This window comes from Veronia nyctiphanis (assembly GCF_004116385.1).
Lineage (GTDB): Bacteria > Pseudomonadota > Gammaproteobacteria > Enterobacterales > Vibrionaceae > Veronia > Veronia nyctiphanis.
Genome location: NZ_PEIB01000001.1, coordinates 112,394 through 134,940 on the forward strand (window position 1 = coordinate 112,394; position 22,547 = coordinate 134,940).

General features: G+C 46.0%; 16 protein-coding genes, 5 pseudogenes and 1 riboswitch. Of the genes and pseudogenes, 12 read left to right on the forward strand and 9 right to left on the reverse strand.

The window, feature by feature from the left end; all coding sequences use genetic code 11:
• Positions 1–45 precede the first annotated feature (45 nt).
• The gene (locus tag CS022_RS00515) at positions 46–474 is read right to left on the reverse strand and encodes an HIT domain-containing protein (protein WP_129120647.1); all 429 of its coding nucleotides are present in this window, start codon (positions 472–474) and stop codon (positions 46–48) included.
• Between the two features lie 229 nt (positions 475–703).
• Here CS022_RS00515 and CS022_RS00520 point away from each other — a divergent pair, with 229 nt between their 5' ends.
• The gene (locus tag CS022_RS00520) at positions 704–1,303 is read left to right on the forward strand and encodes a DUF924 family protein (protein WP_129120648.1); all 600 of its coding nucleotides are present in this window, start codon (positions 704–706) and stop codon (positions 1,301–1,303) included.
• 74 nt (positions 1,304–1,377) lie between these two features.
• On the opposite strand, the gene argS is transcribed toward CS022_RS00520, so the two are convergent.
• A complete protein-coding gene (argS, locus tag CS022_RS00525; protein ID WP_129120649.1) occupies positions 1,378–3,108 on the reverse strand; it encodes an arginine--tRNA ligase in 1,731 nt (576 codons plus the stop codon).
• 361 nt (positions 3,109–3,469) lie between these two features.
• On the opposite strand from argS, the gene CS022_RS00530 reads away from it, so the two are divergent.
• A complete protein-coding gene (locus tag CS022_RS00530; protein ID WP_129120650.1) occupies positions 3,470–4,045 on the forward strand; it encodes a VOC family protein in 576 nt (191 codons plus the stop codon).
• 58 nt (positions 4,046–4,103) lie between these two features.
• Here CS022_RS00530 and purU read toward each other — a convergent pair.
• The 3 genes and pseudogenes from purU to CS022_RS00545 all read right to left on the reverse strand — a co-directional run bounded on the left by purU (position 4,104) and on the right by CS022_RS00545 (position 7,618).
• Positions 4,104–4,936, reverse strand: a pseudogene (gene purU, locus CS022_RS00535) (formyltetrahydrofolate deformylase).
• Between the two features lie 288 nt (positions 4,937–5,224).
• Positions 5,225–6,742, reverse strand: coding sequence for a flavin-containing monooxygenase (locus tag CS022_RS00540; protein ID WP_129120651.1), 1,518 nt, complete (start codon positions 6,740–6,742; stop codon positions 5,225–5,227).
• Between the two features lie 3 nt (positions 6,743–6,745).
• Positions 6,746–7,618 carry a metal-dependent hydrolase gene (locus CS022_RS00545; protein ID WP_129120652.1) on the reverse strand — a complete coding sequence of 291 codons (873 nt, stop codon included), beginning with the start codon at positions 7,616–7,618 and terminating at the stop codon, positions 6,746–6,748.
• A gap of 692 nt (positions 7,619–8,310) precedes the next feature.
• Here CS022_RS00545 and CS022_RS00550 point away from each other — a divergent pair.
• The 6 genes and pseudogenes from CS022_RS00550 to rnd all read left to right on the forward strand — a co-directional run bounded on the left by CS022_RS00550 (position 8,311) and on the right by rnd (position 15,398).
• Positions 8,311–10,253, forward strand: a pseudogene (locus CS022_RS00550) (ATP-dependent DNA helicase).
• 15 nt (positions 10,254–10,268) lie between these two features.
• Complete coding sequence (gene tsaB, locus CS022_RS00555; RefSeq protein ID WP_129120653.1) at positions 10,269–10,964, forward strand: tRNA (adenosine(37)-N6)-threonylcarbamoyltransferase complex dimerization subunit type 1 TsaB; 696 nt, start codon at positions 10,269–10,271, stop codon at positions 10,962–10,964.
• Between the two features lie 24 nt (positions 10,965–10,988).
• Complete coding sequence (locus CS022_RS25710; RefSeq protein WP_235869168.1) at positions 10,989–11,276, forward strand: chromosome segregation ATPase; 288 nt, start codon at positions 10,989–10,991, stop codon at positions 11,274–11,276.
• A gap of 110 nt (positions 11,277–11,386) precedes the next feature.
• Positions 11,387–12,262: an alpha/beta fold hydrolase gene (locus CS022_RS00565; RefSeq protein WP_129120654.1), complete on the forward strand. Its 876-nt coding sequence runs from the start codon at positions 11,387–11,389 to the stop codon at positions 12,260–12,262.
• 212 nt (positions 12,263–12,474) lie between these two features.
• Positions 12,475–14,159: pseudogene (gene fadD / locus CS022_RS00570) on the forward strand (long-chain-fatty-acid--CoA ligase FadD).
• A gap of 114 nt (positions 14,160–14,273) precedes the next feature.
• Positions 14,274–15,398: a ribonuclease D gene (gene rnd / locus CS022_RS00575; protein WP_129120655.1), complete on the forward strand. Its 1,125-nt coding sequence runs from the start codon at positions 14,274–14,276 to the stop codon at positions 15,396–15,398.
• Between the two features lie 52 nt (positions 15,399–15,450).
• Here the strand turns inward: rnd and minE are convergent, their stop codons facing one another.
• From minE to minC, 3 genes are read right to left on the reverse strand one after another with little or no spacing between them, the layout of a single operon-like run.
• Entirely contained in the window at positions 15,451–15,714 is a 264-nt protein-coding gene (minE, locus tag CS022_RS00580) for a cell division topological specificity factor MinE (RefSeq protein ID WP_129120656.1), read from the reverse strand.
• A 3-nt stretch (positions 15,715–15,717) separates the two neighbouring features.
• Positions 15,718–16,530, reverse strand: coding sequence for a septum site-determining protein MinD (minD, locus tag CS022_RS00585; RefSeq protein ID WP_129120657.1), 813 nt, complete (start codon positions 16,528–16,530; stop codon positions 15,718–15,720).
• A gap of 21 nt (positions 16,531–16,551) precedes the next feature.
• On the reverse strand, positions 16,552–17,214 hold the full coding sequence (gene minC, locus CS022_RS00590; RefSeq protein ID WP_129120658.1) for a septum site-determining protein MinC: 663 nt from the start codon (positions 17,212–17,214) through the stop codon (positions 16,552–16,554).
• Positions 17,215–17,434: 220 nt separating this feature from the next.
• On the opposite strand from minC, the gene CS022_RS00595 reads away from it, so the two are divergent.
• Both CS022_RS00595 and CS022_RS00600 read left to right on the forward strand, forming a co-directional pair.
• Positions 17,435–17,710 carry a YcgL domain-containing protein gene (locus CS022_RS00595; RefSeq protein WP_129120659.1) on the forward strand — a complete coding sequence of 92 codons (276 nt, stop codon included), beginning with the start codon at positions 17,435–17,437 and terminating at the stop codon, positions 17,708–17,710.
• A gap of 10 nt (positions 17,711–17,720) precedes the next feature.
• Positions 17,721–18,697, forward strand: a pseudogene (locus CS022_RS00600) (lytic murein transglycosylase).
• Positions 18,698–19,078: 381 nt separating this feature from the next.
• Here the strand turns inward: CS022_RS00600 and CS022_RS00605 are convergent.
• A complete protein-coding gene (locus CS022_RS00605) occupies positions 19,079–19,477 on the reverse strand; it encodes an H-NS family histone-like protein (protein ID WP_129120660.1) in 399 nt (132 codons plus the stop codon).
• Positions 19,478–19,779: 302 nt separating this feature from the next.
• Positions 19,780–19,960: riboswitch (Lysine riboswitch) on the forward strand.
• Between the two features lie 90 nt (positions 19,961–20,050).
• Here CS022_RS00605 and CS022_RS00610 point away from each other — a divergent pair.
• Positions 20,051–21,630, forward strand: a pseudogene (locus tag CS022_RS00610) (Na+/H+ antiporter NhaC family protein).
• 191 nt (positions 21,631–21,821) lie between these two features.
• Complete coding sequence (locus tag CS022_RS00615) at positions 21,822–22,400, forward strand: thymidine kinase (RefSeq protein WP_129120661.1); 579 nt, start codon at positions 21,822–21,824, stop codon at positions 22,398–22,400.
• The last annotated feature ends 147 nt before the right edge of the window (positions 22,401–22,547 follow it).

Sequence of the window (22,547 nt, forward strand, 5' to 3'; positions counted from 1 at the left end):
GTGGGCCAACTGCCCGCTTTTCTATTTTTGTTCAACAGAGTGGAATCAAGCCGCCGTAAATCCGCTAACCGAAGACAAAAGAGATTGCCAATGTTCGGTGATTTCTCTCTGATCTTGTTCCGTACGGCGCTTACCTTCAGTATTTCCCCACACTGGCCCCGGCCAGGCAACATCTGTGGTGAAGCGGGCGATATGATGAATGTGTAGCTGAGGGACCATGTTACCGAGGGCGCCAATATTAATTTTGTCAGCCTCTGTGTCCGCTTCCAGTAAAGCCGCTACTGAAGATGATTCTTGAATCAGTGTTGCCTGCTGCTGTGGCGATAAATGGTGAATTTCTTTGATGTCAGGAAGTTTGGGAACCAAAATTAACCAAGGTCCAATGTTTTCCTTGCTGATGAGAACTTTACAAAGCGACAAGTCGCCTACTTCTGTGGTGTCTGCGGCAAGGCGGGGGTGCAAGTCAAAATTCATCAGAAATCACTTCTCTTTTGCAATAAAGCCAAAACTCTAAGAGCGATCGACGTCGATGTAAAGGCTCGAGCGACTAACTGTATTGAGAATTTGTTGCGCACTGTTGCCTGTAAGTCGTCCCATCATCACAGAAATCTACTGTCAGTCATTAAATTGTACTTTTTTTCCCTACAAACTCATTAATCTAAAAGTGTCATATCAAAAAATCGTTCCCGCAATAGGAGCCACCATGGACAAAACAGAGGTACTTAATTTCTGGTTTGGCGAACTTGACGGAGATGTCACCAAAGAAAGCCGACAGAAACTATGGTTCACTGGCGGACAGGACGTCGACCAAGAAATCACAGAACGTTTTCAGGACATTGTGAGTCAAGCTGGTCAGGGCAGGTTAACTGATTGGATGGAAACCCCTGACGGCACATTGGCTCTGATCATTTTGCTTGACCAATTTACCCGTAATATTTATCGCGGCCTTGGTGCGGCATTTCGACATGATGAATATGCATTGGCCGTTTGCAAAAAAGGGTTAGCTAAAGGCTTTGACGCTGAATTACCCGCGATACAGCGTGTATTTTTCTATTTACCTTTAGAGCATTCCGAGCTGCTTGAAGATCAGGAAGAGTCATTATTCAGGTTCAGTCAGCTGATAAAAGCGGTAGATGAACAGCACAAACTTATGTTTGAAAACTTCTACCACTTTGCAGAAGAGCACCACGATATAGTTGCCCGTTTTGGTCGTTTTCCACACCGTAATTCGACACTCGGTCGTTTATCGAGTGAAAAGGAAATCCAGTATCTGTCCGGTGGTGGAGCCCGGTTTGGACAGTGATTGGATCAAGCTTTCACGTAACACTAAAAAGCCCCAAAAAAGGGGCTTTTTTATTTCTTTTCAACTAGCTGGCTTTACATACGTTCCAGCGTATTGATACCCAGCAGTGACAAACCTTGCTTGATGGTTTTTGCTGTCAGGGCAGCAAGCTTCAGACGGCTTTGACGAGTTTCACCTTCTGAGCTTAGGATAGGGCATGCTTCGTAGAAGCTTGAGAAGTTACCCGCCAGCTCAAACAAATAACTACACATGATGTGTGGTTGACCTTCGCGAGCAACAGACTGAACCGCTTCTTCAAACTGCAGCAGTTTAGACACCAATGCTTTTTCTTTCTCTTCAGTAACGACAATAGCACCATCGAGGTTGTCTGCATCCAGGCCTGCTTTTGCAAAGATTGAAGCGACACGCGTGTACGCATACTGCATGTACGGCGCTGTGTTACCTTCGAATGCCAGCATGTTGTCCCAGTCAAACACGTAGTCGGTAGTGCGGTGCTTGGAAAGGTCAGCATATTTAACCGCAGCCATCGCAACGGTATTCGCGATTTTCGCTTTTTCTTCTGGGTCAAGATCTGGATTCTTTGACTCAATCAACTTCGCTGCGCGTTCTTCTGCTTCATCGAGAAGATCTTTCAATTTTACTGAACCGCCAGTACGGGTTTTGAAGGGTTTACCGTCTTTACCCAGCATCATCCCAAAGGCATGGTGTTCAAGAGAGACAGATTCAGGTATGTAACCAGCTTTACGAACAATCGTCCAAGCTTGCGTTAAGTGCTGGTGTTGGCGTGAATCGATGAAGTAAAGCACGCGATCTGCGCCAAGCTGTTCATAGCGGTATTTTGCACACGCAATATCTGTAGTGGTGTAAAGGAAGCCACCATCACGTTTTTGGATGATGACACCCATCGCCTCGCCATCTTTGTTCTTGAATTCTTCCAAGAACACGACTTGTGCGCCGTCGTCTTCAACAGCAAGGCCTTGTTCTTTCAGGTCAGCAACGATTTTTGGCAGCATGTCGTTATACATGCTTTCGCCCATCACGTCGTCATTTGTCAAAGAGACACTTAAGCGGTCGTAGTTACGCTGGTTTTGAATCATTGTCACGTCAACCAACTTCTTCCACATTTCAGTGCAGAATTCATCACCGCTTTGCAGTTTCACCACATAGCCACGCGCTCTTTCAGCAAACGCTTCGTCACTATCATAAAGCTTCTTTGAATCGCGGTAGAAAGCTTCAAGGTCGGACAGCTCCATAGAGACTTCGCCAGACTCTTGCTGAACACGCTCAAGGTTGGCGATAAGCATACCAAATTGCGTACCCCAGTCACCGATATGGTTGGCACGTATTACTTTGTGCCCTAAGAACTCAAGTGTACGGGTTACCGCATCACCGATAACGGTTGAACGAATATGGTGCACGGCCATTTCTTTGGCAACGTTTGGCGCAGAGTAGTCAGTGACGATGGTTTGAGCTTGCTCCGCTGCAACCCCTAAGCGTGAGTCTGCCAGAGCGATTTCTGCTTGTTGCGCTAAAAATGCCTCGCTGAGGAATATATTGATAAAGCCCGGGCCTGCAATTTCGGTTTTTGCCGCAATCCCATCAAGGTCGAGCACTTCAATGACTTTCGCAGCAAATTCGCGCGGGTTAGTACCAAGTTTTTTTGCCACACCCATGACGCCGTTTGCCTGATAATCACCAAATTGGGGTTTAGCGGACTGGCGAACAGCTGCTGGGCTGCCTTCTGGTGCACCCGCTGCGACCAATGCCGCAGATACTTTTTCATTGAGAAGAGCTTGAATATTCACTTGCTTACCTTGATTTATTCTGTCAGAGCCCAGCGAGCTGTTCTTGCTGCTGGTTGCTCAATACGCATGGTTTATGCCGCACTAAAGCAAAAAATCCGTCAACAATGCCTGAAAGTGATGATGTTCAGGCATTGTTGACGGCTTTAGTGCCAGTACCCGTAATAATTACAGCCATTCGGGATATTAGCCGTTAATAATACCAAGAAAATGGCGCATAGGTGCAAGTGAAATTTGACCAAAATCACGATAAATTCCTGACTAATAACAAACCAGTCAATTCAGGCAAGGTAAAAAGTGCCGCTTGGGGCATTTTGCCATGCTAAAGTATTCAGCAACGAATCTGCTCACGATGAAACAACACATGAATCAGCCACTTTCCGTCCTTTCTCTCAAAGCTTCTATACCTGCATTCCATGACCAAATTCAATCGTTAACTGAGTTTCTGGGGATTGATCTATCCGCGTACCGGGCTGACCATCTTGCACTCAGGGTCAATGATGAAGCGCTGGCAAAGCGCTTACATGAAGAGTGGGCAACAATAGGAGATGTGATTTCTGAAAATCAGATCAACGGCCGACCTATTGTGGTGATAAAAGAGCCTGAAATGTTTTATTTTGGAAACTGGCTGGTGGATTGCGTTGAGTTGCCATACCCCGGCGACAAAAGTTATCCGGTTGAGGGGTGGGAACATGTTGAGTTTGTCATCCCTTCTGATGCAATGACAGCCGAGGCGTTTTGTGATGAGTTGCTTGAGCGTTTTCCGGTTTTGGCAAAAAAGTGGGATCAGCTTGAAGCCTTAGGGATAAAAGTGAAGCTGAGTTCGCCTGCAGGGGAGGGAGAACGCATTCCTAACCCCACCGTCGCCTTTAAGGGCCTTGGGGTATGTATCAAGCTCCATCCGGTTTCTTTGGAAGACGTTATTGCCAGTGAGCGGTGAGTGCAAACCTGATAAAAACGAAAAAGGCCCTTAATAGGGCCTTTTCTGTGTCAGCAGGCTACAGAATGACTGTTTTGTTACCTTGTACAAAGACTCTGTCTTCTAATACGCGGCTTAGCGCTTGCGTTAACACTGATTTCTCGACATCTCTGCCTGCTTTTGCCATGTCTTCGGCACTGAAATTGTGGTCAACATGAATGACGTTTTGGCCGATGATTGGCCCTTCATCGAGATCGTTGGTCACAAAGTGCGCGGTAGCGCCGATGATCTTCACACCACGTTCATACGCCTGATGATAGGGTTTCGCGCCAATGAACGCGGGCAGGAAACTATGGTGGATGTTGATGATACGGTGATGATAACGGGCAACAAAGTCTGGTGTCAGCACGCGCATGTATTTCGCCAGCACGATATAGTCAGGCTGATATTTTTCAATGACGGCCACCATTTCACTTTCGTGTTCGTCGCGTGATTTACCATCATGACCGATGAAGTGAAAAGGAATATCAAATTTACCGGTTAAGGTGCCGAGTGTGTCGTGGTTGCCTGCTACGGCCTGAATATCAACATCCAGTGAGCCGTCATAGGCCTTCATCAATATATCACCGAGGCAGTGAGACTCTTTGGTCACCAGAATAACAACATGCTTTCGGTGTGAATTAACCAATTGTCTGGTACTTCCTTCGGGTAAAGCTTGATCGATATCCAGCAAAAATGTTTTCTCGCAGAATATGCCTTCCAGCTCTGTTCGCATAAAGAATCGGCCGGTGTCGTTATCAACGTACTCATTGTTATGAATAATATTGAGTTGATGTTTGTAACAAATGTTGGTGATTCCGGCGATGAGCCTTTTGCGTCAGGGCAGTCGGTAAGCAGTATTTTCCTTTCCATACAAACTCTCTTCATTTTCGTTTTTGCACTGCTTACGTTGTTGCAGCTCTCGCTTTGTTTTACGCATTATCACCAATAAGGTCAAAACTGACGACTGCCCAACCGGGTAAATTCTAGAGTCGTCGCCAGTGTATAAGTCCGCAGGTGTTCATCTAGCTAGCGCAATATGGAGATGATGCGTCAACGAAGTGGGGAATATGTCTGGTTGGTGCCTCAAACAGAGATTTTTGCGGGAAAAATGAGGGCCGATATGTCAGCCCTTGTGATTATGCAGTTCTTGCCGATATGTCAGCCCTTGTGATTATGCAGTTCTTGCCGATGTTTCAGTACTTTGTCCGACGGATTGAGGCTGATGATTGCGACGCGATAAAAGGTCATCGCATTGTCGGTGACTTTTTGATAACGCAGGTTAATCATGTCCTGAATATAGTTTTGGTATAGCTTCCATGGGCGAATGTGGCCCTGCTTCGGTAAAAGGTGCGCCGCACGCATAAAGTAACCCGCTTGCAGGTCTTCTATCGGCTCCTCTCTGACATAGGTGTCTTTAATTTCCGCCTGGCAGTAGTCGTAGCCGTGCTCATCCATGTGGTTGAGTAGACGAGTGATGTATTTCGCTGACAAATCTGCTTTTAATGTCCACGATGCATTGGTATAGCCGAAGATCGCAGCAAAGTTCGGCACACCGCTTGCCATTAAGCCTTTGTAGTTCATTACAGTGCCGTAGTCTATGTACTTGCCATCCATGTACACTTTGATACCGCCGAGTGGCTTGAGCACTAAACCTGTTGCGGTCACGACGACATCGGCATCAATACGTTCACCGGATTTCAGTTTAATGCCTGTCTCATCGAAGGTGTCGATATGGTCGGTGACAACCCCCGCCTTTCCCGCCCGAATGGCTTTGAACAGGTCGCCATCCGAAACAGCGCAAAGACGCTGATCCCAAGGGTTGTAAGCGGGAATGAAATGCTTATCGACGTCAATATGCTTCTCGAGTTGACCACGAATGCGTCCCAGCAAGATTTTTTTCATCAATTCGGGGTTCTTGCGGCTGATCATGTAGACCATCATGGTGAAAAGAATATTCTTCCACCTCGATATGCTATAAGCCATTTTAGTGGGTAATAGCTTGCGAGCCCATTTTGCGAAACCATCTTCTGCCGGCATGTAGGCCATGTAAGTTGGGGAGCGTTGAAGCATCGTGACGTGCTTTGCTTTGTCTGTCATCGCCGGAACCATAGTGACGGCGGTGGCACCGCTGCCAATGACGACAACGTTTTTACCCTCATAGTCATAGTTTTCAGGCCAGAACTGAGGGTGAATGATGTCACCACTAAACGTGTCTCGGCCTTCAAAGCCCGGATCATAGCCTTTGTCGTAATCGTAATAGCCAGCGCAAGACACAATGAAGCGTGTGGTAATGGTCTCGGTTTGCTCGCCGTTTTGCACTGTCAGCGTCCACAATGCCTCTTGATTTGACCATCTCGCTTCGACGACGGATCGATTGAAGCGAATGTGGTCTCTCATTCCAATTTCGCTCGCTGTTTCTTTCACGTAAGAGAGGATGGATTCGCCAGTGGTGATCGACTTTTCGCCGAGCCAAGGTTTGAAGTTGAAACCCAGCGTGAACATATCAGAGTCTGAGCGAACACCGGGATATTTGAATAAATCCCACGTGCCTCCCATGTCGGCTCTACGCTCCAATACAACATATGATTTGTTTGGGCTGTATTTCTGTAAATGGTAAGTGGCAGTCACGCCTGATATGCCCGCACCGATAATTACTACATCAAACTGTTCTGACATTACTCATCCCTCAAAGGTGTTGGTCGTGTTGTCCTTAACTCTTCGCTTACGAACATGTGCGTTTACGTGTTCTTGCCATTGTTGCTTGAGTTCTGAATCGTCTACTTCTTCAGGTGTAAACCCTGCTTTGTAGATGCGAATAAAATCTGGCCAGATTTGGCGTAGTACCCCGTCACGCCCAATGACAAAACGCCATGTTGTTTTCCATTCGTTGAAAGAGAATAAACGCCCTTCTTTGGCTGTGTGAAACAGTGACGTAAAAGCACCATGCAACAAAAGTTGGACTGTCGCTACGGTGGCTGACCATTTCAGTAGCCCTGGTTTTTTGACTGTTGCCTGATAGACCTCAAAGGCAACCGATTTATGTTCTATTTCTTCGATGGCATGCCAAGTCATGATATTGAGCATGTCTGGATGCATGTTTTGTCGCAATGCATCATTGCGAAGAAAATGTGCGCCCAGAATGGCCGTAAAGTGTTCCAACGCGACGGTGGTTGCCAAATTAGACGCTTTGGATTTACGTTTGGTTTGCAGGCGCGTTCCCCACTCTGTTCGCTTTGACACTTTTGATGTTTTGAATCCCGTATTTTTTTCAATAATGCTGTTGATATTTCTGTGCTGTTTGCCGTGTTGTACTTCCTGACTGATAAAGGCTTTCACCTGTTCCTTGAGGGAGTCGTCCGTTAAATCATCATAAAAAGCCTGAACGGAGCGGATGAAATATGCTTCGCCAGGAGGGAATATTGACGATAAAAAATAGAGCATACTGCTCAACATACATGAGTCTTTTATCATGTACTTTGGAACACTTTTATTTAGGTTGAAATCCATATGTCTAACTATGAGGGTATCACCTGAATCGATTTGACTTTTCACGTTTCGCTCCTTTACATCTTGCTCGCAAGCTGTTGGTTGAGACGTCGGCAAAGGCTTCCTTCGATAGAACAAATGTGTTGGTGATTGACACCAAAAAAATACAGAAGTTATTTTTATTGATTGGAGGTTGGCCGCAAGTGGCTTGGCTGATCACACTTGCTTCAAGCTCTTTAACTGCTATCTACTTCACAAACCTTCTGACTTTTACTTATGCCCCTGCAGAAGTCAGACGATTTGAAAACGGCCGTATTCAGTTTTAAAACGTCAGCCCATATTAAGCAAACGTGGAGTGTTTCGTTATTAAGACATGGAATTGAATAACGCGGCACTGGCGTGTTACGTGAGTCTCCTAACCTAAAGTGTCTCTGGCGTCCGAACGTTCGAATTCACTTACCAAACGATAAGTAATGATGATTGAAAACCCCGAGGAGCAAGGTTTTGCGCCAATTTTTATCCACTTGAGACACGCGATGGGATTTAAACGTTTGTTTTAATTTAATCCCGCATCTTTTTAAAACACAGAGACAGTGATGCGAGATCCTCAATATTAAGACTCGGAGCGAGTTAATTGCTGATTGAACTCCAATTGAGGCATTTGGTGGAGCTGTGTCTCTAGTCGACATCATTTGCATGGCTCCGGCCGGGGTTTATTGGCATAATGCCTTTCCCAAAAAGTACTGTATAAATCATCAATGATCACAAAGGTTTTTTCTAACGACGGTGCACTTGCGAAGGCTATTCCCGGTTTTCAGCCCCGTCAGCCACAAACAGATATGGCTGTGGCCGTTCATCAGGCGATTGAAGATAGCGGCCAATTGGTTGTCGAGGCGGGCACAGGTACAGGGAAAACCTATGCGTATTTAGCGCCCGCGCTTCTTAGCGGCAAGAAAACCATTGTCAGTACGGGCTCTAAAAACCTGCAAGAGCAACTTTTCCACCGTGATTTACCCTTAATGACTGAGACCCTTGGCTATACAGGACAGGTGGCGTTGTTAAAAGGTAGGGCTAACTATCTTTGTCCGGAACGGCTTTCTCAACAACTTATCGAAAGCCATGATGGCCATGCCGATCCCACTTTACTCTCTCAATTAGTGAAAATCCGCAGTTGGTCCTCTGAGACCAAAACAGGTGATTTGGGTGAATGTGACGCGCTGGCCGAAGACAGCCCTGTGATACCTAGCATCACGTCAACCAATGATAACTGTTTGGGCAAAGAATGCCCGAGCTATGAAGATTGCTTTGTGGTGAAAGCAAGGACTCGGGCGATGGATGCCGATGTTGTTGTGGTTAACCACCACTTGTTTCTGGCTGATCTGGCAATAAAAGAAACCGGATTTGGAGAGCTGATCCCGGAAGCAGAAGTCTTCATCTTTGATGAGGCGCACCAGATCCCCGATATCGCCAGCCAGTATTTCGGCCAGAGCCTGTCGAGCCGCCAACTTCAGGAGTTGGCTAAAGACATCAATATCGCCTATCGCACTGAACTGAGAGACACCAAGCAGCTGGAGAAAGTCGCTGACAGATTATACGGCGCCGCAGCGGACCTTCGTATTGTATTGGGTGAACCCGGCTTTCGTGGTAACTGGCGTGACATGGTGGGATCGCCTGCCATCGCAAGAGAACTGGTGCGTTTAACTGATGCGCTGGAGCTGGTGGAGGAGGTACTCAAGTTATCGCTGGGTCGCTGTCAGTTGTTGGATGCTGCTTTTGAACGCGCCATGGTATTCAAAGCGCGTCTGGCAAGGCTGTGCGATACGACGATTCCCGGTTATTCCTATTGGTACGAATGCAGCAAATTGCATTTTACGTTGAACATCACGCCACTTTCTGTAGCTGAAAAATTTCGTGAACAAATCCAAATTCAGCAAGGAGCATGGATATTTACCTCGGCAACACTGGCGGTAGAGGAAGACTTTTCTCACTTCAGTCATCGCTTGGGGCTTGAGCCTGCCAAACAATTTACGTTACCCAGTCCGTTCGATTATTCCTCACAGGCGCTACTGTGTGTGCCACGTTTCTTGCCAGAGCCCAACAGTCCGGGCCTTGCCAATGCGCTGGTGGATATACTCAGTCCGGTTATTGAACAAAATCAGGGGCGATGCTTCTTCCTTTGTACTTCGCACCAGATGGTGAGGAACCTGACAGCCGGCTTTCGTGAAACCCTCTCTCTGCCAGTACTCGCGCAAGGTGAAACCTCAAAACAAAAGCTGCTTGCCGAGTTCCTTGAACTGGGTAATGCCTGCTGGTGGCAACGGGTGCTTTTTGGGAAGGTATTGATGTTAGAGGGCAGGCATTGAGCTGTGTTATTATTGATAAATTGCCTTTTACTGCGCCGGATGACCCGCTGTTGAAAGCCCGGATTGAGGACTGCCGATTGCGAGGCGGCGATGCTTTTTCGCAGGTTCAGATCCCAGATGCCGTGATCACCCTTAAACAGGGAGTAGGGCGGTTAATCCGTGACCGAAGTGACCATGGTGCGCTGGTGATATGTGATAACCGCTTGGTGAGCCGTCAATATGGTGATACTTTCCTGCGCAGTCTGCCGCCAATTCCGAGAACCCGTGATTTGGCGAAGGTCAGTCAATTTCTTGCTGACATAAACGAAGAACATAAAAATGATGCCGAGGCATCATGAAAGCCTGAGGTCTAAATGACATCGAAGATTCTGGCTGTTGATACAGCGACTGAAAACTGCTCTGTTGCCCTTAAAGTCGGCAATGACATAATTACCCGTTGTGAAATGGCACCCCGTGAACACACCACCAAGATCCTGCCTATGGTTGATGACGTGCTGTCGGAAGCCGGCGTGGCGTTAAATGAACTGGATGCACTGGCTTTCGGGCGTGGGCCGGGCAGCTTTACAGGCGTGCGCATTGGTATTGGTATAGCTCAGGGACTGGCGTTTGGTGCTGATCTGCCCATGGTAGGAGTATCAACACTGGTTGCGATGGCACAACAGGTCTATCGTCGTACATCAGGCGAGCAGGTGACCAGTGCAATTGATGCCCGTATGAATGAAATATATGTGGGCCAGTTCAGCCTTAAAGCGGATGGCGACTGGGAAGTGATTACGCCAGAAGCCGTGCTCCACCCTGAAAACTTCTCGCCGTTAGTGACGGAGGGAGAGTGGCAGGTTGCTGGTTCTGGTTGGCAAGCCTACCCAGATCTGGCAGAAAGACTAAACTTATCAATAAGCAAAGAGGGTGTATTGTTCCCTGAGTCAGAGGATATGGTACATCTCGCCGAATTTGCCTTGCGTCGTGGAGAGGCGGTAGCCGCTGAAGAGGCCAGCCCGATCTATCTGCGCGATACGGTGACGTGGAAAAAACTTCCAGGTCGCGAGTAGCCCACAAACTGATTAAGGTCACTTATGGTAGCAATTCATGGTCTGCCCCAACCCATATCACGCCCATCGGACAAGCCGGCAAATAATCAGCCAGCGCCAGATGTCGAAAATGGTAATGACCAGACCTTAGTTGCTAAAGCGGTGTCCCGCGGGCTACGAAATCCCGAAATGGCGGGTGATGCGTATCAGCAGATCCACTACGATCGACCTGACGCGCGTGGTCAGAACGCGCTCTCCAGCTACCATGACATTCAACACTTTGATAAGCGCGAAAAACTTGAAGAGATGTTTGGGGTTGATATTTACGTCTGAAGAAACCACAGGCCGGTAATTTTTATAATCGAAAGTACAATTGCCTTGTTGGGTAAAATTTGTCAGCCTGTACAGCTGAACGCTCACCTAAATACTGACATCAGAACCGCATGTTGAACAAAGCCCCATTGAAAGAAACTGTATATTCCCTCCGACATGGTCAAGTCGCAGCTCAAGTTTGTCTGACTGATAGTGCCCGCCCACTTTTTGTGATGCTACATGGTTGGCAGGATAATAGTGGCAGTTTTAACGTGTTGGCCGAAACGCTCAGTCAACATGCTGATCTGGTGATGCCTGATTGGCCGGGCCATGGTTTGTCCGATCACAAAGGTGAGGGTTACTTTTATCCATTCTTTGACTACGTTGACGACCTTAATCAGTTAATTGAGCAGTTACCCCTTGAAGGGAGGCCACTCTATATTATTGGTCACTCTTTAGGAGCACTTGTTGGCAGTTGTTGGTGTGCCACCTGGCCAGAGAAAGTGCAGGGGTTGGTCATGATCGAAGCTTTAGGCCCAATGTCTGAGCGTGACTCAAATGTTGTTGAGCGTTTGAGGCGAGCCAGCGAAGGGCGTGATCGCCTAAAGCCGATGCGAAAATTAAATAGCCTTGATGAGGCGGTGAAACTTAGGATGGGTATCAACAAAGTCTCAGATGAGGCTATTCGGCCTTTGGTTGAGCGAGGCACAGTTTGTGATGGCGAACAATGGTTTTGGCGTCATGACGCGCGGCTTCGCAGCGAATCAAATTTCAGGATGTCACCCCGTCATGCGGAGCAGATAGTACGAAGTATTCAGTGTCCGGTGTTAGCATTGCTCGGGGATGATGGTTACCCAGAGCTTCGTTCTCATCAAGCGAATGACAGGAAGGCGTGGTTTGCGCAATTAGAGGTCGCTCTTATTCAGGGCAAACACCATTGCCACATGCAAAGCCCTGATCAAACTCTTGAAGCCATCTTACACTTTGCCCAGCGAACTGGTCGCTAATGTGATGTGGTAAATGTTAATTCACTGTTGGTTATGATGTAATTAGAGTTAAACGCCTATTTTAAACGAATGCTTATATACAGTAGCCGTCATTTTAGGTGTCCTCATTATCAGTAATTCAGGTAATTCGCATGGTTTTCAGCGTTTCTTGTTGGTATCCTTCGCGAAAAATTACGGACTGTCATGTCCGAAGAAACAATAGGAGATAGCACGTGGATAAGGTTTGGCTTAATCGCTACCCCTCGGATGTGTCGGCAGAGATCTCGCCTGACACGTATCCATCCCTCGTCGAAATGCTAGAAAAGTCAGTCAATAACTTTGCTGACCAAACAGCATTTATTAACATGGGACAGGTGATGACCTTCCGCAGGCTAGAAGAGCGCAGTCGCGCTTTCGCAGCATACTTGCAGAATGAACTGAAGTTGAAGAAGGGCGACCGTGTCGCCATTATGATGCCGAACCTGCTGCAATACCCCATTGCGCTGTTTGGTATCCTTCGGGCAGGCTGCGTAGCAGTGAATGTAAACCCGCTTTATACCCCGCGTGAACTTGAACATCAGTTAAAAGACTCAGGTGCGGCGGCCATCGTGATCGTATCTAACTTCGCCCATACCTTGGAAAAAGTGGTGAAGAATACGGGTGTAGGTCATGTGATCCTGACCAATGTCGGTGACCAGTTACCTCGTGCGAAAGGCACAGTGGTGAACTTTGTCGTCAAACACATCAAGAAGATGGTGCCTAAATATAGCTTGCCGCAAGCCACGTCCATGCGAAAAGTCCTCGCGAAAGGGCGTCGCATGCAGTACGTCAAACCCTTCCTGATTGGCGATGACATTGCGTTCTTGCAATACACTGGCGGTACGACAGGCGTAGCGAAAGGTGCGGTGCTGACCCATCGCAATATGGTTGCCAACGTCATGCAAGCCAAAGCCTGCTATGGCCCAGTGATTGAAAATGGCCGTGAGCTGGTTGTTACCGCGTTGCCGCTTTATCACGTATTTGCACTGACAGTGAATTGCCTGTTGTTCATTGAAACGGGCGGTCGGAACTTATTAATCACCAACCACGTGATATTCCGGGCTTTATCAAAGAGCTGAAAGAGAACACCTTCACCGCGATAACAGGTGTAAACACCCTATTCAATGCGCTGCTGAATAACGAAGATTTCAAAGAAATTGATTTTTCTAACCTAAAGCTGACTATCGGCGGTGGTATGGCTGTGCAACGAGCGGTCGCTGAACGCTGGCGTTCGGTGACGGGTACGCATTTGATGGAAGGCTATGGTTTGACTGAGTGTTCTCCGCTTGTGGCGGTGAATCCGTATGACCTTGATGGTTACAACGGCTCAATTGGACTGCCCGTGCCGTCTACCGATGTCCGTATCGTCGATGATGAAGGTATGATATTGAGCAATGATCAGGTCGGTGAATTGCAGGTCTCTGGCCCGCAGGTGATGCGTGGTTACTGGCAGCGTCCTGAAGCGTCGAAAGAAGTGCTGACCGATGATGGCTGGCTTTCAACGGGTGATGTGGTTCGCTTTGACGATGAGGGCTTCTTGCACATTGTCGACCGCAAGAAAGACATGATCTTAGTCTCCGGCTTTAACGTGTATCCTAACGAGATTGAAGACGTAGTAGCGCTAAATAATAAAGTTCTTGAGGTGGCAGCAATCGGCCAGCCCCATGATGTGTCTGGTGAAGTCGTCAAACTTTGTATCGTCAAACGTGATGCTTCACTGACGAAAGATGAAGTCATCAGCCACTGCCGAGAGCATCTCACCGGATATAAGGTACCTAAAGTCGTCGAGTTTTATGATGATCTGCCAAAATCGAATGTTGGAAAGATCCTCCGTCGTGTGCTCCGTGAGGCAGATAAAGAGAAATCTGCGGCACATTGATGCAGTAACGCGCCACACGGCGTACACTAATACATAAAGAAGAACATGCTGGCCTTTGCCAGCATGTTTGTTTTTCGGGGATTGTCACCGATAAGTAGATGATTGGATATTTGTGTGAATTTTGAAATGATTACAGACACGGCGTCATTGCAACGTGTCTGTCAACTGGCCAGTAATCATCAGGCGGTGATGCTGGATACCGAGTTTGTTAGAACCCGTACGTTATACCCGAAGCTGGGTCTTGTTCAGCTTTATGATGGTGAGCACCTTTCATTGATTGATCCCATTGAAATCGATGACCTTACACCGCTTTGGGATTTGTTAAGCAATCCATCCGTGACGAAAGTACTTCATGCATGCAGTGAAGATCTTGAAGTCTTTCAACACTATTCGGGTTTAATGCCAACACCTATGGTAGACACACAGGTGATGGCTGCTTTTCTTGGCCATGGGCTTTCAACCGGCTTTGCGTCATTAGTGGAAGAATATCTGGATGTCACGCTCGATAAAGGTGAAGCAAGAACAGATTGGTGCGCCCGCCCATTAACGCCCCGTCAGATGGAATATGCGGCAGCTGATGTTTTCTATCTTTATCCACTGTATCAACTGCTGGCAGAAAAATTGGCTGAAACACCATGGCAGTCAGCAATGGCTGAGGAATGCGTGTCAATTTGTCGTAAAAGAGCCAAGCAACCTGATCCTGAAAAGGCCTACTTAGACATTAAAAATGCCTGGCAACTTCGCCCTGCTCAACTTGCTGTCTTAAAGAAGTTAGCGAAATGGCGCTTAAAGGAAGCACAGCGTCGGGATCTTGCGCTGAACTTTGTGGTTAAAGAGCTGAATATCTGGAAAGTCGCGAGATATCAGATCCGTTCTCTTAGAAAGATGGAAGAAGAAGGCTTCGATCGTTTCGAGATGGATCGTCATGGCAAACGTCTGATCAGTATGGCGCTGGAAGCAGACAAAATGTCAGAAGAGCACTTTCCTGAACCTATTTCCCGATTGGTTGATATGCCGGGCTACAAACAAGTAGTCAAAGTCGTGAAAGAACAGGTCAATGCGGTATCTGAAGAGCTGGGCTTCGTCCCCGAGTTTATTGGCTCAAAGAAGCAGATTAATCAGGCGATTAAATGGGTCTGGGTTCAGGATAAATCTCCTGAAAAGCGGCCTGACTTATTAAACGGCTGGCGCGGGGAGTTGATGGCAGACAAGGTATTACCGCTCCTCGAGCCAAAATAAAAAAAAGAGCGACCGAAAGGTCGCTCTTTTTTTATTAGGTATATGTCGCCGCTTATTTATCTTCTTCTGGCAGCGTGACATTCAGCTCTAGCACAGAGAGATCATCATCGCGCTGCTCAAGATTCACACTGACTTGTTCGGGAGAGATTTGCACGTATTTGCTGATCACTTCCATGATGTCCTGCTTCAGTTGTGGCAAGTAAGAAGGCTGGCCATCGGCTGAGTTTCTGCGCTCGGCAACGATAATTTGAAGCCGCTCCTTGGCGATAGAGGCTGAGCTCTTTTTCGAAGGGCGGAAAAATTCCAATAATGCCATGCGTTATCCTCCAAAAAAACGTTTCAGGAAGCCTCTCTTTTCCTCTTCGAGGAAACGGTATGGGCACTCACCACCAAGAAGGCGGGTGATTGCATCCTGATAAGCCTGACCTGCATCAGATTCGTCATCCAGAATTACGGGCTCGCCTTTGTTCGACGCATGCAGTACCGAAGGGCTCTCAGGAATCACACTGAGAAGCGGTATGCGGAGAATCTCTTCCACGTCAGCAACGCTGAGCATCTCACCGCTGGCCACCCTGCCTGGGTTATAGCGGGTGAGCAGCAAGTGCGTTTTCACTGGCTCTTCACCTGACTCTGCGCGACGAGATTTGGAATCCAGAATACCCAAAATACGGTCTGAATCTCGGACAGACGATACTTCAGGGTTGGTCGTTACAATGGCTTCGTCAGCAAAATACAGCGCCATTAAGGCACCCGCTTCAATACCTGCCGGAGAGTCACAAATGATGAAGTCAAAATCCATCGCTTTCAGCTCGCCCAGTACACGCTCTACGCCGTCTTTGGTTAGAGCGTCTTTATCACGAGTCTGAGATGCAGGTAAAACATACAAGTTCTCTTGACGTTTATCTTTGATCAGTGCCTGATGAAGGTTGGCTTCGCCATTGATGACATTGACAAAGTCATATACCACACGACGTTCGCAACCCATGATGAGGTCTAAATTACGCAGACCGATATCGAAATCAATAACGGCGGTTTTCTTGCCAGCAATGGCGAGCCCCGTTGCGATAGCCGCACTGGAAGTTGTTTTACCAACGCCGCCCTTACCCGAAGTAATTACAATAATTCTTGCCATGCCTCGTTCCTAACTTGGTATTTATAATGTGAGGTGTTCAAACTTTAATGATTCGCCGTCCAGAGACACTCTGGTTGAGCGTTGAATAAAAGCGCTGGGTATAGTGTCACTCAGCGAATAGGTGCCTGCAATCGACAATAGCTCTGATTGCATATCTTGACAGAAGATTTTTGCTTCTTTTTGACCGCTGGCACCTGCTATGGCCCGACCACGTAATACGCCGTAAACATGAATGCTACCATCTGCAATAATTTCGGCACCTGCACTCACATGATTTAATACAACCAGATCGCAGTTCTTTGCGTATATTTGCTGTCCAGAACGAACCGGAGCAGTCACAACCTTGGTGGGAATTTGAACCGGGTCGTTAATACGGGTACTTTTTGCCGATGACATGACAGCAAGCCCGCTTTGTTTCGCGGCAACTCTAATGTCATTATTTTTACAACCCGTGATGCCGACAATAATCATTCCTGTCGGTGCAAGTGCTTCACGTAACAAGTTAAAATCTGGAACTTCTCGAAGCGTCGATATATCAATAACAACGGGGGCACCATCAAAAAAAGCCGGTGCCTGTTCGACTTTATCGTTGAGAAAACTTACCGCATCACTCAGGTTATCATCCATAAGGTGTAAAACGGATAAGGTAAATGAACTGCCTTTGAGTTCTGCATTCTTTGTCATAAGGATTGGTTCCAGCGAGCGAAATAAATAATGCGTTAATCTGCATTATCAGACAGTTTCTAGCATGGTATATTTACCTGCAACAGGCGGCAAGCGGAATGCCTTTTTGTGTCTGATTTATCGCCATTTAAACGAATATTTTCTGATCACGTTCTATTTATGAGCGATGGTTCTACCCCAAGGGTCTATCCCGGTTTGATGTTGTATTAAGGATCCCCCGATGTTTTGCGCCATATATAAAAGCTCCAAAAAAGATGGAATGTATCTTTATGTAAAAAATAAAGATGATTTCAGTGATGTTCCGGAAGTTTTGTTGTCAAACTTTGGTAAACCTCAGTTTGCTATGATGCTGAATCTGGCGAAGCGTGAAAAGCTCGCTGTGGTTGATATTGAAAAAGTACGTCAAAGTCTTGATGAAGAGGGCTTCTTTTTACAAATGCCTCCACTTCCAGATCAGACGTTGGCTCATATCAGAGCTCAGAATACAAAACTTTAGCGAGGGTGTTATGCGCAAAGGAATGTGTAAATTGGTTTTGGGTTCAGTGCTGTCTTTTACAGCGATGAACCTTGAGGCTCGTGAATCATTTGATAAATACGTTGCGCAGTTAAAGACAGAGGCTATTGCCTCAGGTATCGATGCTCAGTTGGTCAAAGAGGCATTCAAGGGTGTTGAATATAAGGCGAGAGCGGTAAAAGCCGACAGGAATCAACCTGAAAAAAGAAAAACGCTTAATACCTATTTGAGGTCTGCCGTACCTGAATGGAAAGCCCAAAAAGCAAAAAAAGTGTATGCCAAGCACAAAGCCCTGCTAGAAAGAGTGGGCCGTGAATATGGTGTCCAACCGCGCTTTATCGTAGCGCTTTGGGGAATCGAAACAAATTTTGGGTCGTTTACTGGCAACTACAGTGTAATCAGTGCCCTGACGACGATGGCCTATGAGGGGCGTCGTGAGGCTTTCTTTAAGAAAGAATTGATGTCGTCACTGCGTATATTGCAGGAAGGCCACATCAACCTGAGCGATTTTAAAGGCTCATGGGCCGGGGCAATGGGGCAAAATCAATTCATGCCCAGCTCATTTCTCAAGTACGCGGTTGATGGTAATAACGATGGTAGGAAAGATATTTGGAAGAGTTTACCAGATGTATTTGCTTCATCTGCCAATTATCTAAAACAAGCGGGTTGGATGATAAGTACACGTGGGGAAGGTTAGTCAATGTACCTAAATACTTTGATCCATCACTTGTAGGTATTCAGTCAAGCAAGGGACAGCCTTTGGCTTACTGGCGTTCAAAAGGTGTGAAAAAATACAGCGGCCTTCCACTTCCATCCTTAGATATTGAAGCTTGGCTCATTCAACCTGATGATAAAAAGGGAAACAGCTATCTGGTTTATGGTAATTACCAAAGCCTCTTAAGGTGGAACCGTTCTCATTACTTTGCGCTGGCAGTGAGCAATTTAGCTGACAGAATAAAATATGGCTGATTTAAAGAAACTATCACTTTTTGTACTGTGATTAAATCTTACGCGCTTGTCTTATTGATGAGCCTTAATATTAGTATTGAATGAGTGTCTACTAAAGTGAAAATGTGACCTTTATTCATATTAAACTGATTGTTTTATTCGCTTACATATTAAATTTTTGCAATCTATCAAGTTGCAATCAGGCGCTCAAAGTTTAACCAGTGAAACTTTTGACTGGATATCTTTTCTTCTTGCGATAAATAAAAAAAAAGAGGTCGATGGCCTCTTATTTTTTATCAACAGTGACTTACAGAACGACTAGGGTTCTGCTAAAGCCTGCATAACGGCAGGCATTAGCGAAAAATCGATAAGATATTACTGTGACGGAGGAATTGTTTTTCCTTAGATCAGGAAATCGTCCATTGTTTTGCCAGCATCAAGTTGTTCTTTGATTGCTTTTGGTGTTCTGCCTTGACCAGTCCATGTTTTTTCAGAACCGTCAGTGTCAATGAACTTATATTTCGCTGGGCGTGAAGCACGCTTAGATTTTGTTTTGGTGCCAGACATTGACGCAAGCAGTTCTTCTGGGTCAATACCGTCATTGATCATCATTTCACGGTATTTCTCGAGCTTCTCAACGCGCTCTTTTTCTTGTGCCTGAACTTCAGCATCAGCTTCTTCACGTTCAGTAACGACAGTTTGTAGTTTGTCTAATGCTTCTTGAAGTTGTTCAAGAGACAATTCACGAGCAGTTGCGCGAAGGCTGCGCAGGTTCAGTAATACTTTCAGTGCTTCCGACATCATAAATACCTTTATTCAATAAATGAGTTAAATCAGGCTAATATTAGCAATATTAAAATAAATAATGCAAACTTTAGTTCATTTATTATCTCAAATAATAGTGCTTGTAAACAGAAAAAGTGTTTATTTAATTTTTTCATTCTTCAATTTAATACGCTAATTTATTTCTACTCTCATCATTTAATGGACCAAATTCTCACCGTATGCCCTAGTTCCCATATCCTTATGGTGAAAAAACCTTACAGAACGAATTAAGATTCGGGTTGCAAACTTACATTCAGTCCGTAGAATACCGCCTGCTTTATGCATGTAGAGGTGCGCTATTTATCAGTAGCAAGTTGTAGGGTGATGCTGTTGATAACTTGTAAAAGGGAATAGCGCCGAAGCAGAACGTATTTATCAGGTCGTTTTGTTGGGGTTGTTAATGAATAGTTGCAACACTGCCATAGTATTTGTTTTTCACTATGGAGCGCTACTGTAGATGTGGATTCCTATCTTTTTTTTGGTTTCTCTTCCCCAGCTGATTTTCGCTGCTGCAGTAGATCTCCAACCAATATGGTTGATTTAGAGATCATGAATTTAATCGACTTTTCTTCGTCTTCCCTTTCTATTTTACCCGCGATAATTGCGCTTGGCCTTGCGATAATTACCCGTCATGTCTTGTTATCTTTGGGGATTGGTATTCTCTCTGGTGCATTGTTATTAAATGACTTTTCACTGGGTGGAACGCTTACCTATATTTCAGACAACGTTCTTGGTCTTGTTGTCGATGGTGGAAGTGTAAACTCTCATAATGTCAGCATTCTTACTTTTCTTGTTCTCTTGGGGATGACCACCGCGTTATTGACGCTATCAGGTGGTACTCGCGCTTTTGCTGAATGGGCACAGCAGAGAGTAAAAAGTAAACGCGGTGCAAAATTACTGGCTGCTTTTTTAGGGGTCTTTATTTTTGTCGATGATTATTTCAATAGTTTAGCTGTCGGGGCAATCAGTCGTCCGGTCACGGATCGTTTTTACGTTTCCCGTGCAAAGCTCGCTTATATTCTTGATACCACCGCTGCGCCGATGTGCGTAGTTATGCCTGCGTCCAGTTGGGGTGCCTACATTATTACTGTTATCGGCGGCATATTAATCAGCCATGGTGTGACCGAGTATACGCCATTCAGTGCATTTGTGACTATGTTGCCGATGAATTTTTACGCAATCTTTGCGTTATTAATGGTGTTTGCTGTTGTCTGGTTTCAACTCGATATTGGCGCAATGCGAAAGTTTGAATATCAGGCGTGTCTCGGTAATAAAGACGATCAAGATGACTCGCAGCAACGGTCACTGGATGATGATTTAGGTATTACAGAAAGCCATCGTGCAGTGTTGCCGATTTAGTTATCCCTATTATTGTCCTCATCTTCGCTACTGTTGGCATGATGATCTACACAGGCGCTGAAACACTTCAAGCTGACGGTAAAGTATTTACCCTTCTTGGTGCTTTCGAAAATACTAATGTGAGCCATTCGTTGCTGGCTGGTGGATTAATTGGTTTCCTCTCTGCGTTATTAATGGTGTTAAGACAAGGTTTGCCAATCGGCGATATTGTGCAAACACTGTTCGCTGGTGCGCGTTCAATGTTCGGTGCGCTCCTGATTTTGATGTTCGCGTGGACCATTGGCGGTGTTATTGGCGATATGGCGACAGGGGCGTATTTGTCTAGCCTTATTCAGGGTAATTTGCCTGTCCAGGTGCTTCCTGCTGTTCTTTTCTTATTGGCAGCTGTGATGGCCTTTTCGACAGGAACATCATGGGGGACATTCGGTATTATGTTACCGATTGCGGGGGACATGGCAGCTGCCGCTGATATTTCCCTAATGTTGCCAATGTTATCAGCAGTATTAGCGGGTGCTGTATTTGGTGACCATTGTTCGCCTATTTCAGACACCACCATCCTTTCTTCAACAGGTGCCCGTTGTAATCATATTGATCACGTAATCACGCAGCTTCCTTATGCGTTGGCTGTGGCATTCATTTCGTGTATTGGATATTTGATTCTCGGCGCTGTCGGTTCAGTATTTATTGCGCTGGTGGCATCGTTGTGTGTCTTTTGTCTGGTGTGTATTTACTTTTCTTGGTTGTCTCGACGTCCAGGTAGACTCTGCTAAACAATAAGGGCCCTCATGTTAGAGGGCCTTTATCAATCTCTCATTTCAATAAATATTTTTTGCGAATTTAATTACTTGTCAATTGTTTGAAGAACGTGTGTTCACTCACCTTTAGAGAGTGAGAAAACGATTTTTGACATGTCTATATTTTTAGGTAGCATTCGCACAGCTTTTTTCTCTTGGAGCACTGAATGGCCCAGCTTTATTTTTACTACTCAGCAATGAATGCGGGTAAATCAACCACGCTTTTACAGTCGTCGTTTAACTATCAGGAAAGAGGTATGAATCCCCTGATTTTTACGGCTTCAATTGATGATAGATATGGCGAGGGTAAAGTCAGCTCACGAATTGGATTACAAGCAGACGCTCAGTTATATGGTCCGGGAGATGATATTTTTGCGGCGGTCTCAGACATTCACAGTAATGAAAAAGTCGATTGTTTGTTAATAGACGAGTGTCAGTTTCTGACAAAAGAGCAGGTGCACCAAATCACGGAAGTGGTCGATAAATTACGTATCCCTGTTCTTTGTTATGGATTACGTACTGACTTTCTCGGTGAACTTTTTGAAGGCTCTAAGTATCTGTTGGCGTGGGCTGATAAATTAGTTGAACTTAAAACAATTTGTCACTGCGGCAGAAAGGCCAATATGGTGATCCGAACTGATGAAAGTGGCAAAGCGATTGCAGATGGTGATCAAGTTGTGATTGGTGGCAATGACCGATACGTGTCTGTTTGCCGAATGCATTATAAAGAGGCGCTGGGTAAATAGTCGGGCATAAAAAAGGTAAGCATTGCTTACCTTTTATTGAAGTAGCGATTTTTCATGACGCTACGAAAAGGCCAAGTTGTGGACAGGCTTGAAGGCGTTAGACCATCTCGTCGTGGCCTTAATGATAATCACTTCTGGATAGTTAAT